An 18755-nucleotide genomic window follows, 5' to 3' on the forward strand; every position below is an offset into this window, starting at 1 on the left:
CTCAGCCCTCCACGAAGATCATTGCCGGCGCCTCGAGCAGCGCCTTGAGACGCTGGACGAAAACAGCCGCATCCCAGCCGTCGATGACGCGATGGTCGAAGCTGGACGACAGGTTCATCATCTTGCGCGGCACGAACTGGGTACCGTCCCACATCGGCCGGATCATGATCTTGTTGACGCCGACGATCGCCACTTCCGGGTAATTGATGACGGGCGTGGTGGCCACACCGCCCATCGCCCCGAGCGAGGTGATGGTGATGGTCGAGCCGGTCAGCTCCTCGCGCGTTGCCGTTCCTGCCTTGGCCGCGTCGGCCAGGCGGTTGACCTCCGAGGCGCAGTCCCACAGGTCGCGCGCCTCTGCATGCCTGACGACAGGCACCATCAGGCCGCCCGGCGTCTGCGCCGCCATGCCGATATGGACACCGGCATGGCGCTGGATGACGCCAGCATCGTCGTCATAGATCGCGTTGAGCTGCGGCTGCTCGCCGACCGCCTTCACCAGCGCCCGCATGAGGAAAGGCAGCAATGTCAGCTTCGGCCTGTCCGGCTTCTTCGAGGCGTTGAGCTTGGCGCGCAGCTCCTCCAGCGAGGTGACGTCGACCTCCTCGATATAGGTGATGTGCGGGATGCGCGACTTGGCCAGCGCCATCTTCTCGGCGATACGCCGACGCAGACCGATGACCTTGATCTCCTCGACCCCGGTCTTTTCCTGAAAGCCGGCGACAGGAACCGCCGCACCGCGCGCGGCAAAGCCGTCGAGGTCCTCATGCGTGATGCGGCCGGCAGGCCCGGTGCCTGGCACCTGGCGCAGGTCGATACCGGCTTCCTTGGCGCGCATCCTGACGGCTGGCGACGCCAGCGGACGCTCGCCTTCGGGGCGCGGCAGGCCAACGGTCGTGGCGCGCGGTACAGGTTTGAGCGCTGCGGAATTGACCGCGGGCTTCGCCGCCGCCGAACCTGGCTCATCTTTCTTAGCCGGCGCAGGAGCTAACTTGGCAGGCTCCGCTGCCTTTGCTTCCGGCTTCGCCTCCGCGGCTGCCGGCTCGGCCGCGACTGGCGCATCGCCCGCGACCTTGATCCTGACGATGGGCGAACCGACCGGAACCGTGTCGCCGATCTCGGCTCCGAGCCAGAGGATTTCGCCGTCGACGGGGGACGGAATCTCGACCGTCGCCTTGTCGGTCATGACGGCTGCCAGCACCGCGTCCTCGCGCACGAGGTCGCCGATCTTGACGTGCCATTCGACCAGCTCGGCCTCGGCCACGCCTTCTCCGACGTCGGGAAGCTTGATGACATGTTCGCCCATGCTCAGGCCTCCATCGTTTCGATCAGGGCTTCGCCGACGCGTTTCGGGCCCGGGAAGTAGTCCCACTCCTGCGCATGCGGATAGGGCGTGTCCCAGCCGGTGACGCGGGCAACGGGCGCTTCGAGGTGGTAGAAGCAGTGCTCCTGCACAAGGGCTGCGAGCTCGGCGCCGAAGCCGGAGGTCAGCGTCGCTTCATGCACCACCACGCAGCGGCGGGTCTTCTTGACCGAGGCGACGATGGTTTCAAGATCGAGCGGCAACAGCGTCCTGAGGTCGATGACCTCGGCGTCGATGCCGGTCTCCTCGGCTGCGGCCTGGGCGACATAGACCATGGTGCCATAGGCGAGAACGGTGACCGCCGAACCCGGCCGGCGGATTTCCGCCTTGCCGAGCGGCACGGTGAAATGCCCCTCCGGCACCTCGCCCAGCTCATGCTTCGACCAGGCCGTCACGGGCCTGTCGTGATGGCCGTCGAAGGGGCCGTTGTACAATCGTTTCGGCTCCAGAAAGATCACCGGATCCGGGTCTTCGATCGAGGCGATCAGCAGGCCCTTGGCATCGATCGGATTGGACGGAACCACCACCTTGAGACCGGAAACATGGGTAAACAGGGCCTCGGGGCTCTGGCTGTGGGTCTGGCCGCCGAAGATGCCGCCGCCCGTGGGCATGCGGATGACGATCGGACAGGTGAACTCGCCGTTCGAGCGATAACGCAACCGTGCCGCTTCCGAAACGATCTGGTCATATGCTGGATAGACATAGTCGGCGAACTGCACTTCGATGCAGGGCCTGAGGCCGTAGGCGGCCATGCCTATGGCGGCACCGACGATGCCCAGCTCGCTGATCGGCGCGTCGAAGCAGCGCGAGCGGCCGTATTTCTGCTGGAGCCCCTGGGTGCAGCGGAAGACGCCGCCGAAATAGCCGACGTCCTCACCGAACACCACGACGTTGTCGTCACGGCCCATGGCGACATCCATGGCGCTGCGGATAGCCTCGATCATTGTCATGCGCGGCATGGGCTACACTCCCGCCTTCTGGCGCTGGCGACGGAGATGCGGCGGCATCTCGGCATAGACGCCCTCGAACATGTCGCGCGTCGACGGCTTGCCGCCGGCATGCAGCGTGCCGTGGCTCTCGGCTTCCTTCTGCGCCGAAATCACCGCCTCGAGGATTTCCGCCTCGGTCTGCTTGTGGCGCTCGTCCGACCACAGGCCGCGGCGAATGAGATGGTTCTTGAGCCTGATCACCGGGTCGCCCAGCGGCCATGCGTCCGACTCGGTCTTCGGCCGATAGGCGGACGGATCGTCCGATGTCGAATGCGCGCCGACACGGTAGGTGACGTATTCGACCAGCGTCGGCCCGAGATTGCTGCGGGCACGCTCGGTCGCCCATTTCGCCACCGCATGAACGGCGAGATAGTCGTTGCCGTCGACGCGCAGCGCCGGAATGCCGAAGCCGAGGCCGCGGGCGGCGAAGGTGCCGGAGCCGCCGCGGGCGATGCCCTGGAATGTTGAGATCGCCCACTGGTTGTTGACGACGTTGAGCACCACGGGCGCCCGGTAGGTCGAGGCGAAGACGAGGGCGGCATGGAAATCGCTCTCGGCGGTGGCACCGTCGCCGACCCAGCCGACCGCGATCTTGGTGTCGCCCTTGATGGCGGACGCCATCGCCCAGCCGACGGCCTGGATGTATTGGGTCGTCAAATTGCCCGAGATCGAGAAGAAGCCGTGATCCTTTGCCGAATACATGATCGGCAACTGGCGGCCCTTCAGCGGATCTTTCTCGTTGGAATAGATCTGGTTCATCATCTCGACCATCGGATAGCCACCCGCGATCAGCAGGCCGGCCTGGCGATAGGTCGGGAAATTCATGTCGCCCTGGATGAGCGCCTTGCGGAAGGCGCAGCTGACCGCCTCCTCGCCCATATGCTGCATGTAGAACGAGGTCTTGCCCTGGCGCTGGGCCATCTGCATGCGCGCGTCGAAGGTGCGCAGCGTCATCATGTGGCGCAGGCCCTCGAGTTGCTCCTCGTCGGTCAGCGTGCCGGCCCAGGGGCCAACGGCATCGCCCTCGCGGTTGAGCACGCGAATGATCGAATAGGCGAGGTCGCGGATCGTCCGGGGATCGACGTCGACAGGCGGCCTGTCGACCGAACCGGCCTTGGGGATCGGCACGTTGGAGAAGTCGGGCGTGCCGCCCGGGCGCACTTCGGGCTCGGGCACATGGAACTTGAGCGGCGCGGGATTGTCCGTCACGGATGCTCCTCCTGTCTCGCGCGCAGGCCAAACGGTCCTCCCTGCGCGGCAGACAATTTATGTCAGTAACGCTGACCTATTATCCGATCGCGACGGGAACTGCAATGGGGTCCCGACGTCGGGACTTTGGCATTCTCTCGCCGTCTGCGAAAGGCCGTTGACAGCACGCCCATTCCGCGCCCATGCTTAGGGTTCACCAGGGGGGTCCCGACAAGGGGCTGAGATACTGCTGGCTCGCGCAGCGCAGTGACCCGTTGAACCTGATCCAGTTCACACTGGCGTAGGGACGGTGCGAGGCGCAGCGGCCGGTCAATCCGGTTTGGCATTCGGGCATACGCCCGAAGTCCCCCAGGCAAACCTCACCTCCTCCTCCTCGCACGAACTGGGTCTCCATCGTAACGGAGACTCACTCATGAATGCCCACACCCCGACAGTCACGACAGGCGAACTTCCCGCCTCGCGGAAAGTCCACAAGCAAGGCCTGATCCACCCCGGCATCCGCGTGCCGATGCGCGAGATTTCGGTGCATCCGAGCGCCGGCGAGCCTCCTGTCACCGTCTATGATTCATCCGGGCCCTACACCGATGCGTCGGTGAAGACCGACATCGAGCGCGGCCTGCCCCGCCTGCGCGAGGACTGGATCGTCTCCCGTGGAGACGTCGAGCGTTACGATGGCCGCAAGGTCAAGGACGAGGACAACGGCTTTGTCTCGGCCGACCGACTGACGCCGGAATTCCCCGTCCGCAACGCGCCGCTGCGAGCCACCGGCGGCCGTGCCGTCACCCAGCTCGCTTATGCCCGCGCCGGCATCGTCACACCCGAGATGGAGTTCGTCGCCATCCGCGAAAACCTCGGCCGCGAGCAGATCAAGGCGAAACTCCAGCGTGACGGCGAGAGCTTCGGTGCAGCCATTCCCGATTTCGTCACGCCCGAATTCGTTCGCGACGAGGTCGCCCGCGGCCGCGCCATCATCCCCTCCAACATCAACCACCCCGAGAGCGAGCCGATGATCATCGGTCGCAATTTCCTGGTGAAGATCAACGCCAACATCGGCAATTCCGCCGTCACCTCGTCGATGGCAGAGGAGGTCGAGAAGATGGTGTGGGCGACACGCTGGGGCGGCGACACGGTGATGGACCTGTCGACGGGGCGCAATATCCACAACATCCGCGACTGGATCATCCGCAATTCGCCGGTGCCAATCGGCACGGTGCCACTCTACCAGGCGCTCGAAAAAGTCGGCGGCATTGCCGAAAACCTGACCTGGGAGGTGTTCCGCGACACGCTCATCGAGCAGGCAGAACAGGGCGTCGACTACTTCACCATCCATGCCGGCGTGCGGCTCGCCTACATCCACCTGACCGTCGACCGCGTCACCGGCATCGTCTCGCGCGGCGGCTCGATCATGGCGGAGTGGTGCCTGCATCATCACAAGGAGAGCTTCCTCTACGAGCATTTCGAGGAAATCTGCGACATCTGCCGGACCTATGACGTCGCCTTCTCGCTCGGTGACGGCCTGCGCCCCGGCTCGATCGCGGACGCCAATGACGCCGCCCAGTTCGCCGAACTGGAGACGCTGGGCGAGCTCACCAAGATCGCCTGGGCCAAGGACTGCCAGGTGATGATCGAGGGCCCTGGCCACGTGCCGATGCACAAGATCAAGGAGAACATGGACAAGCAGTTGGCGGTGTGCGGCGAAGCGCCTTTCTACACGCTCGGGCCGCTGACCACCGACATCGCACCCGGCTACGACCACATCACATCGGGCATTGGTGCGGCGATGATCGGCTGGTTCGGCACGGCGATGCTCTGCTACGTCACGCCCAAGGAGCACCTTGGTTTGCCCGACCGCGACGACGTCAAGGTTGGCGTCATCACCTACAAGATCGCGGCCCATGCGGCCGACCTCGCCAAGGGCCATCCGGCGGCCAAGGTCAGGGACGATGCCCTGTCGCGGGCGCGCTTCGAGTTCCGCTGGGAGGACCAGTTCAACCTCTCGCTCGACCCGGAGACGGCGCGCTCCTACCACGACCAGACCTTGCCTAAGGAAGCGCACAAGGTGGCGCATTTCTGCTCGATGTGCGGCCCGAAATTCTGCTCGATGCGGATCTCCCACGACATCCGCGCCGAGGCGCAGAAGGAAGGACTGGCGGCGATGGCGGCGAAATACCGCGACGGCGGCGACCTCTACATGCCGGTCGACAACGCCGAGCCGGCGGAGACAGCGAGCCAGCCATGAAAGTGCTGATCCGCGGTGCGGGCGTCGCCGGATTGACGCTCGCACACGAGTTGGCGGCGCGCGGCGCTGAGGTGACTGTGGTCGACATCAGAAGGCAAATCGCCGGCAATGCCTCCTGGCAGGCCGGCGGCATGCTGGCGCCATGGTGCGAGCGCGAGAGCGCCGAACAGACGGTGCTGTCGCTCGGACGGTGCGCCGGAGACTGGTGGTCGACTGCCCTGCCCGGCCAGATCATGCGCAACGGCACGCTGGTCGTGGCGCCGGCCCGCGACACGGGCGAGCTCCAGCGCTTCGCGCGTCGCACGTCAGGCTACCGCGAGGTGGACGCCGAGGCGATTGCCGCACTCGAGCCAGACCTTGAAGGCCGTTTCGGGCGTGCCCTGCTCTTCGCCGGGGAGGCGCATCTTGATCCGCGCAAGGCGTTGCTCGGGCTGCACGAAAAGCTGGTGCAGATGGGCGTACGCTTCGAGTTCGGCTACGGCGCCGTGCAGGCGCCCAGCGTGCCTGATATCGAAGCCGACTGCACCGGCATGGCCGATATCAGGCCAGACCTGCGCGGCGTGCGCGGCGAGATGCTGATCCTCAGAATGTCTGAGGTCTCGCTGGCGCGGCCGGTGCGGCTGCTGCATCCGCGTTTTCCCGTCTATGTCGTGCCGCGCTCCGACAACCTGTTCATGGTCGGCGCGACGATGATCGAGAGCGATGCGGCGGGGCCGATGTCAGCGCGCTCAGTGATGGAACTGCTCAACGCTGCCTATGCGCTGCATCCGGCCTTCGGCGAAGCCGAGCTGGTCGAAACGGGGGTCGGCGTGCGGCCCGCCTTTGCCGACAACCTGCCGCGCGTCGAGCGATCGGGAAACACGGTCCGCATCAACGGCCTCTACCGCCACGGCTTCCTGCTCGCGCCAGCCATGGCGCAACAGGCCGCCGACATGATCCTGGGCCAGAAGACGAAGAAGGAGCGCGCCCATGAAGCTCACCGTCAACGGTGAAAGCCAGGAGGTCGCGGCCGGCACGCTGGCGGCGCTTCTTGCCGAGCTCGACTACGAAGGCAGCTGGCTCGCCACTGCGCTGAACGGCGAAATCGTGCCGGCAAGGGAACGCGACGGCTGCACCTTGGCAGAAGGCGACCGCATCGAAATCCTCGCGCCGATGAAGGGAGGGTGAGGCCATGCTCGAACTCTACGGTCAAAAGGTCGCGTCCCGCTTGCTGCTGGGCACCGCGCTCTACCCCTCGCCCGCCATCATGGCCGAGGCGATCAAGGCGTCGGGCGCCGACATCGTCACCGTCTCGCTGCGCCGGGAGACCTCGGGCGGCAAGACGGGCGGAAAATTCTGGTCGCTCATCCAGTCGCTCGACATGCGGGTGTTGCCCAACACCGCCGGCTGCCATTCGGTCAAGGAGGCGGTGACGACGGCGCGTATGGCGCGCGAGGTCTTTGGCACGAACTGGATCAAGCTTGAAGTCATCGGCAACCACGACACGCTGCAGCCCGACGTGTTCGGCCTGGTCGAGGCGGCCAAGATACTGTCGGCCGAAGGCTTCGAGGTTTTTCCCTATACGACCGACGATCTGGTCGTCGCCGGACGGCTGCTCGATGCCGGCTGCAAGGTGCTGATGCCATGGTGTGCACCGATCGGATCTGCGAGGGGCCCGCAGAACCTCGATGCCCTGCGCAGCCTGCGCGGCCATTTCCCTGATGTGCCACTGATCGTCGACGCCGGCATCGGCCGCCCGTCGCATGCGGCAACAGTCATGGAGCTCGGCTACGACGCCGTGCTGCTCAACACCGCCGTTGCCAAGGCAGGCGATCCCGTCGCCATGGGCGCTGCTTTCGGCAAGGCGGTCGATGCGGGGCGGCAGGCATTCCGCGCCGGCCCGCTCGAACCGCGCGACATGGCCGTCCCCTCCACCCCCCTTATCGGCATGGCAGCATTTTCATGAAGCTCGACCCATTCTACCTCATCGTCGATTCAGCAGCGTGGATCGAACGCCTCGTGCCGCTCGGCGTGAAGCTGGTGCAGCTGCGCATCAAGGATATGAACGACGCCACCCTGCGCCGCGAAATCCGCTCCGCGAAGGCCATCTGCGAACGCCACGGCTGCCGGCTTATCGTCAACGACTACTGGCGCCTCGCCATCGACGAGGGGTGCGACTTCGTCCATCTCGGCCAGGAGGATTTGGTCGAAGCCGATGTGGCAGCGATCCGCCGCGCCGGCATGAGGCTAGGTCTCAGCACCCATGACGTTGCCGAGCTCGACACCGCCCTCGCCGCCGAGCCCGATTATGTCGCGCTCGGGCCCGTCTATCCGACCATCCTCAAGGCGATGAAGTGGGCGCCGCAAGGGCTCGACCGCATCGCCATCTGGAAACAGCTTGTCGGCGCGACGCCGCTGGTCGCCATTGGCGGGCTCAATGTCGAGCGCATCGCCGGCGTCTTTGCGCAAGGTGCGGATAGCGCTGCCGTCGTCACCGACATCACGCTCAACGCCGATCCCGAAGCGCGCACGCGCGAGTGGCTGGCAGCGACGGCTCAATGGCGATGACCCCGTATGTGCTCATCGTCGCCGGCTCGGATTCGAGCGGCGGCGCCGGCATCGTCCGCGACGTCGAGACCGTGTCGTCGTTCGGGCTACGCAGCAGCATCGCCGTCACCGCGGTGACGGTGCAGACGCATCAGGCGGTCGAGCGGATCGAGCAGATGCCGCCCGAACTGGTTGCCGAGCAGATGCGGACGGCGTTTGCCGCCAACCCTGTGGCAGCGGTCAAGATCGGCATGCTGGGAACGGCGGCGACAATCGATACCGTCGCCTCGGTGCTTGCGAGCAGTCTGCCGGTGTCCGTGGTGCTCGACCCCGTGCTCGCCTCGACGTCCGGCCGGGCGTTGCTGGCCGATAGTGCGGTCCACGCGCTCAAGCGCAAGCTGCTGCCACTTTGCCGGTTGGTGACGCCGAACCTGCCGGAACTTGCCCTTCTTACAGGGCGGCCGGTCGCGGTGTCCGATCGGGAAACAGTCCGGCAGGCCGAGATGCTGCTGGCCACAGGCGTGCAGGCCGTGCTGGCCAAGGGCGGCCACGCCGAGGGCGACCGTTCGACCGACCTGCTGGTCACGGCCGACGGCACAGAACACGCGTTCGACGCCCCTCGCCTTGCCGGCACGATGCGCGGTACCGGCTGCATGTTGGCCAGCGCCATCGCAGCTCATCTGGCGCTTGGCGAGACGCTTGAGCACAGCATCGCCAGGGCCAAGCGCCATGTCTTCACGACGATGGCGGCACGGCTCGCCGACTGAGATCAGCCGATACGCCTGCCGCTGCCGGGTGCAAACAGGTGCAGGCTTTCCGGGCTCGCCCCGAGCCGCACCATATCCCCCGGCTTGACCGAAACACGCCCCATGGCAAAGACGCAGATCTGCTGGCCGGCCATACGCGCGTAGAACTGCGTCGACATGCCCAAGGGTTCGACCACCTCGACCTCGGCCTCAAGCGGCCCGTCCGACTGGACACGCAGGTGCTCAGGGCGGACGCCCACGGAAATCTTTTCGCCATCTGTCAGTGGCAGCTCGACGGGCACAGCAAGCTTCTGGCCGTCGGCAAGCACGGCGATGGCCTGCGTACCCAGGCGCTCCACCCTCGCGGGCAGGAAGTTCATGCCCGGCGAGCCGATGAAGCCGGCGACAAACGCGTTGGCCGGGCGATCGTAGAGATCGAGCGGCGCACCCACCTGCTGGACGACACCGTCATGCATCACGACGATGCGGTCGGCCATGGTCATCGCCTCGACCTGGTCATGGGTGACATAGACAGAGGTGGTCTTGAGCTGCTGATGCAGCGCCTTGATCTCGGTGCGCATATGCACGCGCAGCTTGGCATCGAGGTTGGACAGCGGCTCGTCGAACAGGAACACCTTGGGGTCGCGCACGATGGCGCGGCCCATGGCCACACGCTGGCGCTGGCCGCCCGACAGCTGGCGCGGCAGTCGCTGCAGCAGCTTGTTGAGGCCGAGCCGGTCGGCAGCGCCTGCAACGCGATTGTCTATGGCGCCCTTGTCGGTCTTCCTCAGCGCTAGGCTGAAGCCCATATTGGCCGACACATCCATGTGCGGATAGAGCGCGTAGGACTGGAACACCATGGCGATGTCGCGGTCCTTGGGCGCGACATCGTTGACGACGCGCTCGCCTATCCGGATCTCGCCGGCCGAGACTTCCTCAAGGCCGGCGATCATGCGCAGCAGCGTGGACTTGCCGCAGCCTGACGGACCGACCAGCACCACGAACTCGCCGTCCGAAATCTCCAGGTCGACAGCTTCCAGCACGTTGAGCGCGCCGTAGTTCTTCTGAACCTTGTCAAGTGAAACGGAGGCCATCGGCTTACCCTTTGACGGCGCCGGCGGTCAGGCCGGTCACGAGATAGCGTTGCAGGAATGCGAAGAAGATGCAGACCGGGATGAGCGCCAGGATCGAGGCGGCCATCATCTGCCCCCAGTCGACGGCGAACTTGCCGATGAAGGTGAGCAGGCCGACGGCAAAGGTCTTCTGGCCCTCGCTTGAGATCAGCATCAGCGCGAACAAGAGCTCGCTCCACGCGGCGGTGAAGACGAAGCCCAGCGTCGCCCCCATGCCGGGCAGCGTCAACGGGATGATGACGCGGCGCAGCGCCTGCAGGCGGGTGCAGCCATCGATCATCGCCGCCTCTTCCAGGTCCTTCGGGATGCCATCAAAGAAGGACTGCATCAGGAAGGTGGCGAAGGCGGTGTTGAAGGCGGTGTAGATGATGATGAGGCCGGTCAGGCTGTTGGTCAGACCGATCTCGCCCATGATGCGGTAGATCGGCGGAATGACCATCACCAGCGGAAAGGTCTGCGTCAGCAACAGCGCGATCGCCACGGTCGTCTTGCCACGAAACGAGAAGCGCGACATGGCGTAGCCGGCCGCCGAGGCAATGACCGTGACGACGAGCGCCGTGGTCACCGACACGATGACGCTGTTGAGGAAATAGAGGGGGAAGTCGCTCGCCCTGAGCACGGTTGCGTAGTTCTCGAAGGTCGTGGCAGACGGCCACAGGGTGATGCCCTCGGAATAGAGCAGCGACTGCGGCGTGACCGAGATCTTCAGCGTCCAGTAGATCGGGAACAGCGCGAAGACGACGTAGGCGCCGATGGCGCCGTAGAGGCCGATACCACCAAGCAGGCGCGAAGAAGTGGAGCGTCCGGCAATCATCACGAATACCTCGCCAACGAGCGGCGGATGCCGATGAGCACGACCGCATAAAGGATGAGCAGCACCAGAAGCAGCACGGCGACTGCGGAGGCATAACCCTTGTCGAGCGACTTGAAGGCGCTGACATAGATGTAGGTCGCGACCGTATTGGTCGAGCCTGCCGGCCCGCCCGAGGTCATGACGAAGATCAGGTCGGCGAAGGTAGCGATCCAGATCGTGCGCAGCATGACGGTGATGGCGATGGTGGGCGCCAGGAATGGCAGCGTCACCTTGGAGAAGCGTTGCCACGGCGAAGCGCCGTCGATGGCCGCAGCCTCGTGCAGTTCGGATGGGATCGACTTCAGGGCGGCCAGCAGCGTGATGGCGAAGAAGGGGATGCCGAACCAGACATTGGCGATGATCGGGCCCCACATGGCGATCTTGGGATCGGCCAGGATGTTGCTCGGCTCGGCCATGATGCCCATCGCATACAGCCAGTGCGGCAGCGGCCCGACGATGGGGTTGAACAGCCAGGCCCAGGTGAGGCCGGACAGGAAGGACGGCACCGCCCAGGGCAGGAAGACCACTGCCTGCACCACCTTGCGACCCCAGAACGGCCGGTCGAGCAGGAGCGCGAGGCCCAGCCCGAGGAAGAACTGGAAGAACAGGCTGCCGACAGTCCACCACGCCGTGTTGATCAGCGCCTGTGCGAGCAGCGGGTCGGAAAACATCGCCTTGTACTGTCCGAGGCCGACATATTCGGACTTGAAGGCCGAGAACTTGCGGAGCGAATAGCTGATGCCGATGATCAGCGGCACGAGCAGCACCGTGACCAGCAGGATCAAGGCCGGGCTGAGATAGAGCCAGGGTTCGAGCGCCGGCATCGAGCGGCGCTTGCGCGGCGCGGTGCGGGACGTGCCCATCTCGGAGACTGCATAGGTCATGGCGATTCTCTCGTCATGGAGAAAAAGCCGCCCCTCGCCCGGCCCGGCCTCGCCCCCAAGGGGAGAAAGGCTCAGGGACGTGCCGGACTTCCGTTCCATTGTCGGAGACGGCGGCCGCGCAGACGGCCCGGGCAAGGAGGCGGCAAGGGAAGCTGGCGGCGGGACGCGAACGCCCCGCCGCAGCCACTTACTTCTTGTTCTTGGCCATCCAGTCCTGCTGTTCCTTGGTCAGGAACGCAGCCCACTCGTCGGCTATGTCCTTGGCCGTACGCTGGCCGAGGAGCACCTCCTGGAAGTTCTTGACCGAGACCTGGTCATAGAAGTTGCCGAGGTTTTCGAGATGGACCGGCGGCGTGACGAACTCGAACTTGTCGGGGCTGCTCAGCTCCTCGAACCAGCCCTTGAACTGCTCGGTCTTGAAGTGCGGATCGTCGGCAGCGCTGTTGTGGATCGGCAGCACGCCGACTTCCTTGGCCCAGGCGATGTTGTTTGCCGGCGAAAGCAGCGTCGACATCAGCTTCCAGGCGTCGTCCTTGACCTTCGAGTTGGCAAACATCGCCCAGCCGGCATAGCCGAGCGTCGGATAGGACTTGCCCGAAGGCCCGGTCGGCATCGGCGCCACCGCAAAGTCTTCGGCCTTCATCTTCTCGGCGATACCGATCAGTGCATCCGGATCCTGGTCGAGCATGGCGCAGGTGCCGGAGTAGAAGCCGGTGACGATTTCGTTGAAACCCCAGCTGACGCTGTCCTTGGGCGCGTAGCCGTTCTTGTAGATTTCGGCCAGCATCTCCAGGCCCTTCACCGCGCCCGGTTCGTTGAGGGTTGCCGTCCCGTCCTGGTTGAAGTAGCCGCCCTTGCCGTTGGCGATGTTCATGAACATCTGCACGCCGTTGAAGCCGCCGGGGCCGCCGCGCATGCAATAGCCGTATTTGCCGTTGATCGCCGAGATCTTCTTGTTGGCGTCCATGAACTCGTCGAGCGTCGTCGGCGCATGATCGAGGCCGGCCTCCTTGAACAGCTTCTTGTTCCAGAACATGGCGCGCAGATAGTAGCCGTAGGGCAGCATGTACTGCTTGCCGTCGACGACGGAGCCGAACTGCTTGGCGCGGTCGCCCAGCGTCGCCGCATCGCTCCACTTGGCCATGTAAGGCGCAAGATCCTCAAGCTGACCGTTGGTGCCGTAGAGACCGAGCCAGCGCTCCGGCATCTCGACCACGTCGGGCGTGTCGCCGGCCTGCACCATGGTCAGGAACTTCTCGAAGGCCTGGCCCCAGGGCAGCGAGACGAGCTCGACCTTGACGCCCGGATTGGCCGCCTCGAACTCGGCGATCTGCTTCTTGATGAACTCGGTACGCGGCGGGCTGGTGATGACCTCCACCATCTTGATGGTCGAGTCGGCCAACGCCGATCCGGCCGACAGCGCCAGGCCCATGGCCGCTGCAAACAACACTCCGTACTTCTTCATTCCAGTCACTCCCATTCTTGGATTTGAAGTTATTTTCTTTTTGCTTCCCCGAAGGCCCGACTGACGTCGGCCCAGAGATCCTCCACGCTTTCCAGCCCGACATTCAGCCTGATGGTTCGCGGGCTGACCCCGAACCGGCCGATCGAATTGGCATCCGGCGTCTGCTGCAGCGAGGCGAGCGCCGGCACGACAAGGCTTTCGTGGCCGCCCCAGCTGACGCCGATGCGGAACAGCTTGAGGGCATCGACGAAGGCCGGCACGTCGATGTCCTCCGTCACCTCGAAGGAGAACAGGCCGGAATAGCCCGACAATGTCTTCTTGCCCGGATGATTGGAGAAAGCCGGATGATTGACGCGCTCGACATGGGCATGCCCCTTCAACCGTTCGGCGATGACAAGCGCACTCTTCATGTGGTGCGGCAGGCGCAGCGGCAGGGTGCGCAGGCCACGCAGCAGCAGCCACGCCTCGAAGGGCGACAGCTTGGCGCCGAGATAGGGATAGGTGCGCTCGTTGATGCGGCGGATATGTTCGACTGAGCCGGCAACAACGCCCGCGACCGTGTCGCTGTGGCCGCCGAGATATTTCGACGCTGAATGCATGACCACGTCGACGCCATGCAGGATCGGCTTCTGGAACAGCGGAGTCGCCCAGGAATTGTCGATGACCGTGACGATGCCTTGCGCCTTGGCCATCGCCGTCAGCACCTCGAGGTCCTGCAGCTCGAACATCATCGAGGTCGGGCTTTCGAGATAGAGCATGGCAGCACCGGGCAGTGCCGCCGCGATCGCGTCCGGGTCGGAGCCGTCGACATAGTCGACCTTGATGCCGAGATGCGGCAGCAGCCGCTCGAACAGGCGGTAGGCGTCGCCATAACAGTTGCGGATGGCAACGATGCGCTGGCCGGTGCCGACGAAGGCGAGCACGGTCGAGCTGATCGCCGCCATGCCGCTGGAGAAGCCGCGCGCTGCTTCCGCCCCCTCGAGCGCTGCAATGCGGCTTTCGAACTCCATGACCGTCGGATTGTTGCCGCGCGAGTAGATCGGGCGGGTGCTGCGGCCGGCAAAGGTGTCGGCCATGTCGGCATAGTTGTCGAAGGTGAAGAGCGAGGTCTGGTAGATCGGCGGCACCACGGCCCCGCCGGGAAAGGGATCATCATGCGCCAGGAGTGTCGCCGCCTCGGCAATATAGTCCCGGTCAAACGGGTTCGAACTGTCGTTCATCTGCGATCCAGGAGTTTGAGATTGGCCGCCCCGCGCCTGAGATCATCCTCGACGGTGGCAATGAGTTTCAGCGCCTCGGCGCGCGCGCCCTCGGCGTCATGGGCAACGATCCGCTCGTAGAGCTTGCGATGATAGGGGAAGCTGGCGTGGCCAAAATCGCGCACGCCGAGCGGATGTTCCCAGAAGCGGTGAAACGCCTCCTGCATGGCCGAGATGATCTGGCCGAAAAGCGGGTTGCCCGAGACACTGTAGATGGCCAGGTGGAAGTCCCAGTCCTCGTCGGACGACATGCCGGCCCGCGCATGGAAGGCCTCCTCCATGATGTCGAGCTTTTCGCGGATGAAGGCGATTTCCCTCGGACCGGCGCGAAGCGCGCAGAGTGCCGCCGCCTCGGCCTCGAGCGCGCGCCGTATCTCCAGCGTCTGCATCAGGCTTTCGAAGTCGTTGCCCGAGGCAAAAGTCAGCGGCATGTGCAGCATGTCGCGCGACACGGCAGCCTTGAGATAGGTGCCGCTGCCCTGCCGGCGCTCGACCAGCCCCAGCCCTTCCCAGCGCGTCAGCGCCTCTCGCACGGTGGTGCGGCTGACCTTAAGCCGCTCCGACAGCACGCGCTCTGTCGGCAGGCGGTCGCCCGGCTGGAGGCCTTCATTGGTGACGAAATCCGCCAGCACATGGAGCACCGCGTCGTCGCGCCCAGTGGCTTGGATGGGAGGCAGGTCGAGCACTGCGGCCCTTTCTATTGGTACAATGGTCCGACCAATTTCCACACAACAGATCGCGGCTGTCAATCGAGAATGTCAGGAATTTTCAGGAGCGATGTAAGTTTCTCACGCTGTTGTCAGGCGAACCTCTGAGGCTCACGCCCAGGGGTTCTCAACCCGCGGCCAGAGCGGGCGCGTGATCGTGGTGTAGTTGGTCAGCCGCGGGTTGCTCGGGTAGGAACTTGGCGCCGCGACATAGACGATTTCGGCCGCGATGGGCGCAAACGCTGCGTAGAAATGGTTGGTCGACTTGATCAGCAGCACGTCCTTCGCCATCGGGTCGACGCCGAGATTGGAGAAGACGTCGGGCTCGAAGGTCTGGGTGCGGTTGGTGTTGAGGATAATGTCGACCTCGGTGCCTTCGACACGCACGAGTGCGGTCGGCCCGAGCGTGACGCGGCTTGGCCCGAAACTCTGCCAGCCCTCGTCGACCACCTTCACCACCTTGACGCGGGCGTCGATCGGCTCGCCCGCCTGCGGCCCGGCCTTGCCGCCGAAACGCAGGTCGATGACGGCGCCCTCCCCCGCCGCATGGCAGAACGTCACCGCCACGGGATCCCAGATCGTCGCGACGCCGACCTTGCCGATGCCGCGCTCGAGCAAACGGCGCAGCACGAACGTACCGTCGCCGGGCACGCCGCCGCCGGGATTGTCCCAGACGTCGGCCATGACCGCCGGCCTGGCGGTGTTGGCGGCATGCGCCGCCAGCGCCTGGTCGATGCCCGCATCGGGATCGACCATATCCAGCGCTGTCCGCTCCCTGAGCGCATAGAGCTCCATGCCGAGCTTTTCGGCCAGCGCGTCGCCCCTGGCCTGGTCGTTGTCGGTGACCACGACCAGGCGCACGCCCATCTCCGGCACGTCCGACGCCATGAAACCGTGGATGACCGACACCGACAGGATGCCGTCCTTGCCGTGCAGCGCCTTGATGCGGTCGACGAAGGAACGCATCGGCTCCTGGCTGGTCGGCAGCACCGCGATCATGCGGCAGTCGAAGGTCGAGATGACGGGTCGGATATCGCCACGCGCGGCGGCAAGGCCGAGCTCGACGACATGTTCGCCGCGTTCGTAGAAATCGGTGTGCGGGAACTCGAGGAACGTCGCCAGCACGTTGCAGGCCGCGACACGTTTCGGCGTGAGATGGCTGTGCGGATCGAACTCGGCGGCGATCACGACCTCGGGTCCAACGATCTCACGGACGCGAGCCAGAAGATCACCCTCGCAATCGTCGTAGCCCTGCGCCACCATCGCGCCATGCAGGCCGAGGATGACCGCATCGACCGGCAACGCAGAGCGGAGCTGGTCCAAAATCTCGTCGCGCAGCGCCTCGAAGGTCTGGCGCTGGATCAGCCCGCCCGGCTCGGCCCAGGTGGCGGTGCCCTCGATGACGGTCAGCCCTTCGGCCGCGGCCCGCCTGCGCAGCACGACCATCGGCGACGAGCACAATGTCGGCGTCTCCGGATGCTGGCCCGGCCCGGCATAAAACGCCATCTCGAACGACGCACGGTCGGTCGGCACCGGCGAGAAGGTGTTGGTTTCGGTGGCCAGCGAGGCGGTGAAGATGCGCATCTGCATTCTCTTGTTGTTGGGGCTGTGCCCGTTCACTTGACCGCCCCGAGCGCCAGGCCCCGGACGAGATAACGCTGGAGCCAGACGAACAGGATCGCGACCGGCACTGTAGCGAGCAACGTCGCGGCCATCACGTAATGCCACTCCACTGTGTAACGTCCGGCGACCAGCGAGAAGACCTGGATCGGCAGCGTGTAGCTGTCCTGGCTGCGCAACATGGTCAGCGCCACGACGAACTCGTTCCAGGCGTTGATGAAGGTGAAGATCGCCGTCACCGCGATGGCCGGCACGCAGAGCGGCAGGAATACCTTGCGCAGCGTCAGCCATCGGCTGCCGCCCTCCATCCAGGACGCCTCCTCGAGATCGCGCGGGATGGTGTCGAAATAGCTCTGCAGCATCCACACCGTGAAGGCGATATTGAAGGCCATATAGACGCCGCCGACAGCGTTCAGGCTCTCGATCAAACCGAAGGCAGCAAGCAGCCTGAAAAGGCCGAGCACCAGCACGATCGGTGAGATCATCTGCGACACCAACAGGAACTGGCGGAAGGCGCCATGACCGGCAAAGCGGAAGCGCGACATCGCGTAGGCCGCCGGGATCGACACCACGATCGCCCCCAGGGTCGCGATGACAGACACGTAGAGCGAGTTGAACAGCGCGCGGCCGAAACCGGTGGCCACCCACATTTCGGCAAAGTTGCGCCAGCGGAATTCGCTCGGCCACCAGCTTGGGTTCAGCACTTCCTGGGCCGGCTTCACCGCCGTCAGAAACATCACGGCGAAGGGAAACAGTGTCACGACCACCAGCGGCAAAAGCAGGCCCCAGGCGATGATGGTGCGCTTGAGCTTGGACGACATCATGCGCGTTCTCCCCGCATGGCGAGCCGGATGTAGATGGCGGTGAAGACGAGCAGGATCGCCAGCATGATCAACGACACAGCCGACGCTTCGCCGAGCTTACCCAGCCGGAACGCCATCTTGTAGAGATAGGTGACGAGGATGTCGGTCGAGTTGGCCGGGCCGCCCTGCGTCATCACCCAGATTATCGGGAACGAGTTGAACACGTAGATCGTGTTGAGCACGATGGCGATGTTCACGAAAGGCTTGAGCAGCGGGAAGGTGATGCGCCGGAACTGCTGCACCGGCCCCGCGCCTTCGAGGGCCGCCGCCTCGTAGAGATCGTCGGGGATCGACGACAGGCCGCCGAGGAAAATGGTGGTGGTGAACGGGACGGTGACCAGGATGCCGATCATGATCTGCATCGGGAATGCGGTCGCCGCACTCGCCAGCCACTGAATGTTCTGGTCGGCAAGGCCAAGCCCGCGCAGGGCGGAATTCAGCATGCCGCTCTCGCCGTTCAGCGCCCAGCGCCAGACGATGGCCGTCATGGTCAGCGACACCGCCCAGGGCAGCATGACGATGACCCGCGCAATCGAACGGCCGTAGAAATCCGTGTTGAGGATGATCGCGACGGGGATAGAGACCAGCAGCGCGCCGCCGACCACTGATACGGTCCACAGACCGGTGCGGATCAGCGCCCTGAGGAAGTCGGGATCGCGGATCAGCGAAGCGAAATTGTCGGTGCCGTTGAAGGCGCGCAACTGGCCGAAGCGGCTGACCTCGTGGGTGGCGATCTGGAGCAGGTCGAGGACGGGCCAGAAGATGACGACGGCCGCCAGCACCAGGCTCGGCAGCGTCAGCAGATATGGCAAGGCGCGGTTGTGCATGCGGCTGATGACCGTCGCGGGATCGCGGGAAAGGGGAGCCGGCGATGCCCCTTTCGAGGCACCGCCAGCGGG

18 protein-coding genes and 1 riboswitch are annotated in these 18755 nt (G+C 65.0%); of the genes, 6 read left to right on the plus strand and 12 right to left on the minus strand.

Going from position 1 to position 18755, the window contains the following annotated elements:
* Nucleotide 1: 1 nt before the first annotated feature.
* From B015_RS0121255 to B015_RS0121265, 3 genes are read right to left on the minus strand one after another with little or no spacing between them, the layout of a single operon-like run.
* Nucleotides 2-1306: a dihydrolipoamide acetyltransferase family protein gene (locus B015_RS0121255; RefSeq protein ID WP_018429754.1), complete on the minus strand. Its 1305-nt coding sequence runs from the start codon at nucleotides 1304-1306 to the stop codon at nucleotides 2-4.
* Nucleotides 1307-1308: 2 nt separating this feature from the next.
* Complete coding sequence (locus B015_RS0121260; RefSeq protein WP_018429755.1) at nucleotides 1309-2322, minus strand: alpha-ketoacid dehydrogenase subunit beta; 1014 nt, start codon at nucleotides 2320-2322, stop codon at nucleotides 1309-1311.
* Nucleotides 2323-2325: 3 nt separating this feature from the next.
* Nucleotides 2326-3561: a 3-methyl-2-oxobutanoate dehydrogenase (2-methylpropanoyl-transferring) subunit alpha gene (locus B015_RS0121265; protein WP_018429756.1), complete on the minus strand. Its 1236-nt coding sequence runs from the start codon at nucleotides 3559-3561 to the stop codon at nucleotides 2326-2328.
* A 188-nt stretch (nucleotides 3562-3749) separates the two neighbouring features.
* Nucleotides 3750-3866: riboswitch (TPP riboswitch) on the plus strand.
* 107 nt (nucleotides 3867-3973) lie between these two features.
* On the opposite strand from B015_RS0121265, the gene thiC reads away from it, so the two are divergent.
* Genes thiC through thiD form a run of 6 tightly spaced genes read left to right on the plus strand, consistent with a single transcriptional unit; the run spans nucleotide 3974 to nucleotide 9093 of the window.
* Nucleotides 3974-5800: a phosphomethylpyrimidine synthase ThiC gene (gene thiC, locus B015_RS0121275; protein WP_018429758.1), complete on the plus strand. Its 1827-nt coding sequence runs from the start codon at nucleotides 3974-3976 to the stop codon at nucleotides 5798-5800.
* The gene (thiO, locus tag B015_RS0121280; protein ID WP_018429759.1) at nucleotides 5797-6792 is read left to right on the plus strand and encodes a glycine oxidase ThiO; all 996 of its coding nucleotides are present in this window, start codon (nucleotides 5797-5799) and stop codon (nucleotides 6790-6792) included. The genes thiC and thiO overlap by 4 nt, the downstream gene beginning before the upstream one ends.
* Nucleotides 6770-6967, plus strand: coding sequence for a sulfur carrier protein ThiS (thiS, locus tag B015_RS0121285; RefSeq protein ID WP_018429760.1), 198 nt, complete (start codon nucleotides 6770-6772; stop codon nucleotides 6965-6967). The genes thiO and thiS overlap by 23 nt, the downstream gene beginning before the upstream one ends.
* A 4-nt stretch (nucleotides 6968-6971) precedes the next feature.
* Nucleotides 6972-7745, plus strand: coding sequence for a thiazole synthase (locus B015_RS0121290; RefSeq protein WP_018429761.1), 774 nt, complete (start codon nucleotides 6972-6974; stop codon nucleotides 7743-7745).
* A complete protein-coding gene (locus B015_RS0121295) occupies nucleotides 7742-8347 on the plus strand; it encodes a thiamine phosphate synthase (protein ID WP_018429762.1) in 606 nt (201 codons plus the stop codon). The genes B015_RS0121290 and B015_RS0121295 overlap by 4 nt, the downstream gene beginning before the upstream one ends.
* Entirely contained in the window at nucleotides 8338-9093 is a 756-nt protein-coding gene (gene thiD / locus B015_RS0121300) for a bifunctional hydroxymethylpyrimidine kinase/phosphomethylpyrimidine kinase (protein ID WP_018429763.1), read from the plus strand. Before B015_RS0121295 ends, thiD begins: the two co-directional genes overlap by 10 nt.
* Before the next feature lie 2 nt (nucleotides 9094-9095).
* Here thiD and ugpC read toward each other — a convergent pair whose 3' ends face one another.
* The 9 genes from ugpC to B015_RS0121345 form a co-directional block, all read right to left on the minus strand.
* Entirely contained in the window at nucleotides 9096-10166 is a 1071-nt protein-coding gene (gene ugpC, locus B015_RS0121305) for a sn-glycerol-3-phosphate ABC transporter ATP-binding protein UgpC (protein ID WP_018429764.1), read from the minus strand.
* A gap of 4 nt (nucleotides 10167-10170) precedes the next feature.
* Nucleotides 10171-11019, minus strand: coding sequence for a carbohydrate ABC transporter permease (locus B015_RS0121310; protein WP_018429765.1), 849 nt, complete (start codon nucleotides 11017-11019; stop codon nucleotides 10171-10173).
* Nucleotides 11019-11942 (minus strand): sugar ABC transporter permease, encoded by a 924-nt coding sequence (locus tag B015_RS0121315; RefSeq protein ID WP_018429766.1) that lies wholly within the window; start codon nucleotides 11940-11942, stop codon nucleotides 11019-11021. The genes B015_RS0121310 and B015_RS0121315 overlap by 1 nt, the downstream gene beginning before the upstream one ends.
* A gap of 187 nt (nucleotides 11943-12129) precedes the next feature.
* On the minus strand, nucleotides 12130-13407 hold the full coding sequence (locus tag B015_RS0121320) for a sugar ABC transporter substrate-binding protein (RefSeq protein ID WP_018429767.1): 1278 nt from the start codon (nucleotides 13405-13407) through the stop codon (nucleotides 12130-12132).
* A gap of 29 nt (nucleotides 13408-13436) precedes the next feature.
* Nucleotides 13437-14627 carry a PLP-dependent transferase gene (locus tag B015_RS0121325; protein ID WP_018429768.1) on the minus strand — a complete coding sequence of 397 codons (1191 nt, stop codon included), beginning with the start codon at nucleotides 14625-14627 and terminating at the stop codon, nucleotides 13437-13439.
* Nucleotides 14624-15352 carry a FadR/GntR family transcriptional regulator gene (locus B015_RS0121330; RefSeq protein WP_018429769.1) on the minus strand — a complete coding sequence of 243 codons (729 nt, stop codon included), beginning with the start codon at nucleotides 15350-15352 and terminating at the stop codon, nucleotides 14624-14626. Before B015_RS0121330 ends, B015_RS0121325 begins: the two co-directional genes overlap by 4 nt.
* 132 nt (nucleotides 15353-15484) lie before the next feature.
* Nucleotides 15485-16957 (minus strand): M81 family metallopeptidase, encoded by a 1473-nt coding sequence (locus B015_RS0121335; protein ID WP_026227564.1) that lies wholly within the window; start codon nucleotides 16955-16957, stop codon nucleotides 15485-15487.
* Nucleotides 16958-16989: 32 nt separating this feature from the next.
* Complete coding sequence (locus B015_RS0121340; RefSeq protein WP_018429771.1) at nucleotides 16990-17817, minus strand: carbohydrate ABC transporter permease; 828 nt, start codon at nucleotides 17815-17817, stop codon at nucleotides 16990-16992.
* Nucleotides 17814-18683 (minus strand): sugar ABC transporter permease, encoded by an 870-nt coding sequence (locus tag B015_RS0121345; RefSeq protein ID WP_018429772.1) that lies wholly within the window; start codon nucleotides 18681-18683, stop codon nucleotides 17814-17816. The genes B015_RS0121340 and B015_RS0121345 overlap by 4 nt, the downstream gene beginning before the upstream one ends.
* Between the last annotated feature and the right edge of the window lie 72 nt (nucleotides 18684-18755).

This window comes from Hoeflea sp. 108 (assembly GCF_000372965.1).
In the GTDB taxonomy this organism is placed as follows: Bacteria; Pseudomonadota; Alphaproteobacteria; order Rhizobiales; family Rhizobiaceae; genus Aminobacter.

What these genes read in the sequence shown, in the direction of transcription:
- B015_RS0121345 (WP_018429772.1), bottom strand. Translation starts at nt 18,683, where the DNA reads ATGCACAACCGCGCCTTGCCATATCTGCTGACGCTGCCGAGCCTGGTG.
- B015_RS0121260 (WP_018429755.1), bottom strand. Translation starts at nt 2,322, where the DNA reads ATGCCGCGCATGACAATGATCGAGGCTATCCGCAGCGCCATGGATGTC.
- B015_RS0121315 (WP_018429766.1), bottom strand. Translation starts at nt 11,942, where the DNA reads ATGACCTATGCAGTCTCCGAGATGGGCACGTCCCGCACCGCGCCGCGC.
- thiC (WP_018429758.1), top strand. Translation starts at nt 3,974, where the DNA reads ATGAATGCCCACACCCCGACAGTCACGACAGGCGAACTTCCCGCCTCG.
- B015_RS0121320 (WP_018429767.1), bottom strand. Translation starts at nt 13,407, where the DNA reads ATGAAGAAGTACGGAGTGTTGTTTGCAGCGGCCATGGGCCTGGCGCTG.
- thiO (WP_018429759.1), top strand. Translation starts at nt 5,797, where the DNA reads ATGAAAGTGCTGATCCGCGGTGCGGGCGTCGCCGGATTGACGCTCGCA.
- B015_RS0121310 (WP_018429765.1), bottom strand. Translation starts at nt 11,019, where the DNA reads ATGATTGCCGGACGCTCCACTTCTTCGCGCCTGCTTGGTGGTATCGGC.
- B015_RS0121340 (WP_018429771.1), bottom strand. Translation starts at nt 17,817, where the DNA reads ATGATGTCGTCCAAGCTCAAGCGCACCATCATCGCCTGGGGCCTGCTT.
- B015_RS0121290 (WP_018429761.1), top strand. Translation starts at nt 6,972, where the DNA reads ATGCTCGAACTCTACGGTCAAAAGGTCGCGTCCCGCTTGCTGCTGGGC.
- B015_RS0121295 (WP_018429762.1), top strand. Translation starts at nt 7,742, where the DNA reads ATGAAGCTCGACCCATTCTACCTCATCGTCGATTCAGCAGCGTGGATC.
- B015_RS0121255 (WP_018429754.1), bottom strand. Translation starts at nt 1,306, where the DNA reads ATGGGCGAACATGTCATCAAGCTTCCCGACGTCGGAGAAGGCGTGGCC.
- thiD (WP_018429763.1), top strand. Translation starts at nt 8,338, where the DNA reads ATGGCGATGACCCCGTATGTGCTCATCGTCGCCGGCTCGGATTCGAGC.
- thiS (WP_018429760.1), top strand. Translation starts at nt 6,770, where the DNA reads ATGAAGCTCACCGTCAACGGTGAAAGCCAGGAGGTCGCGGCCGGCACG.
- B015_RS0121325 (WP_018429768.1), bottom strand. Translation starts at nt 14,627, where the DNA reads ATGAACGACAGTTCGAACCCGTTTGACCGGGACTATATTGCCGAGGCG.
- B015_RS0121335 (WP_026227564.1), bottom strand. Translation starts at nt 16,957, where the DNA reads ATGCGCATCTTCACCGCCTCGCTGGCCACCGAAACCAACACCTTCTCG.
- ugpC (WP_018429764.1), bottom strand. Translation starts at nt 10,166, where the DNA reads ATGGCCTCCGTTTCACTTGACAAGGTTCAGAAGAACTACGGCGCGCTC.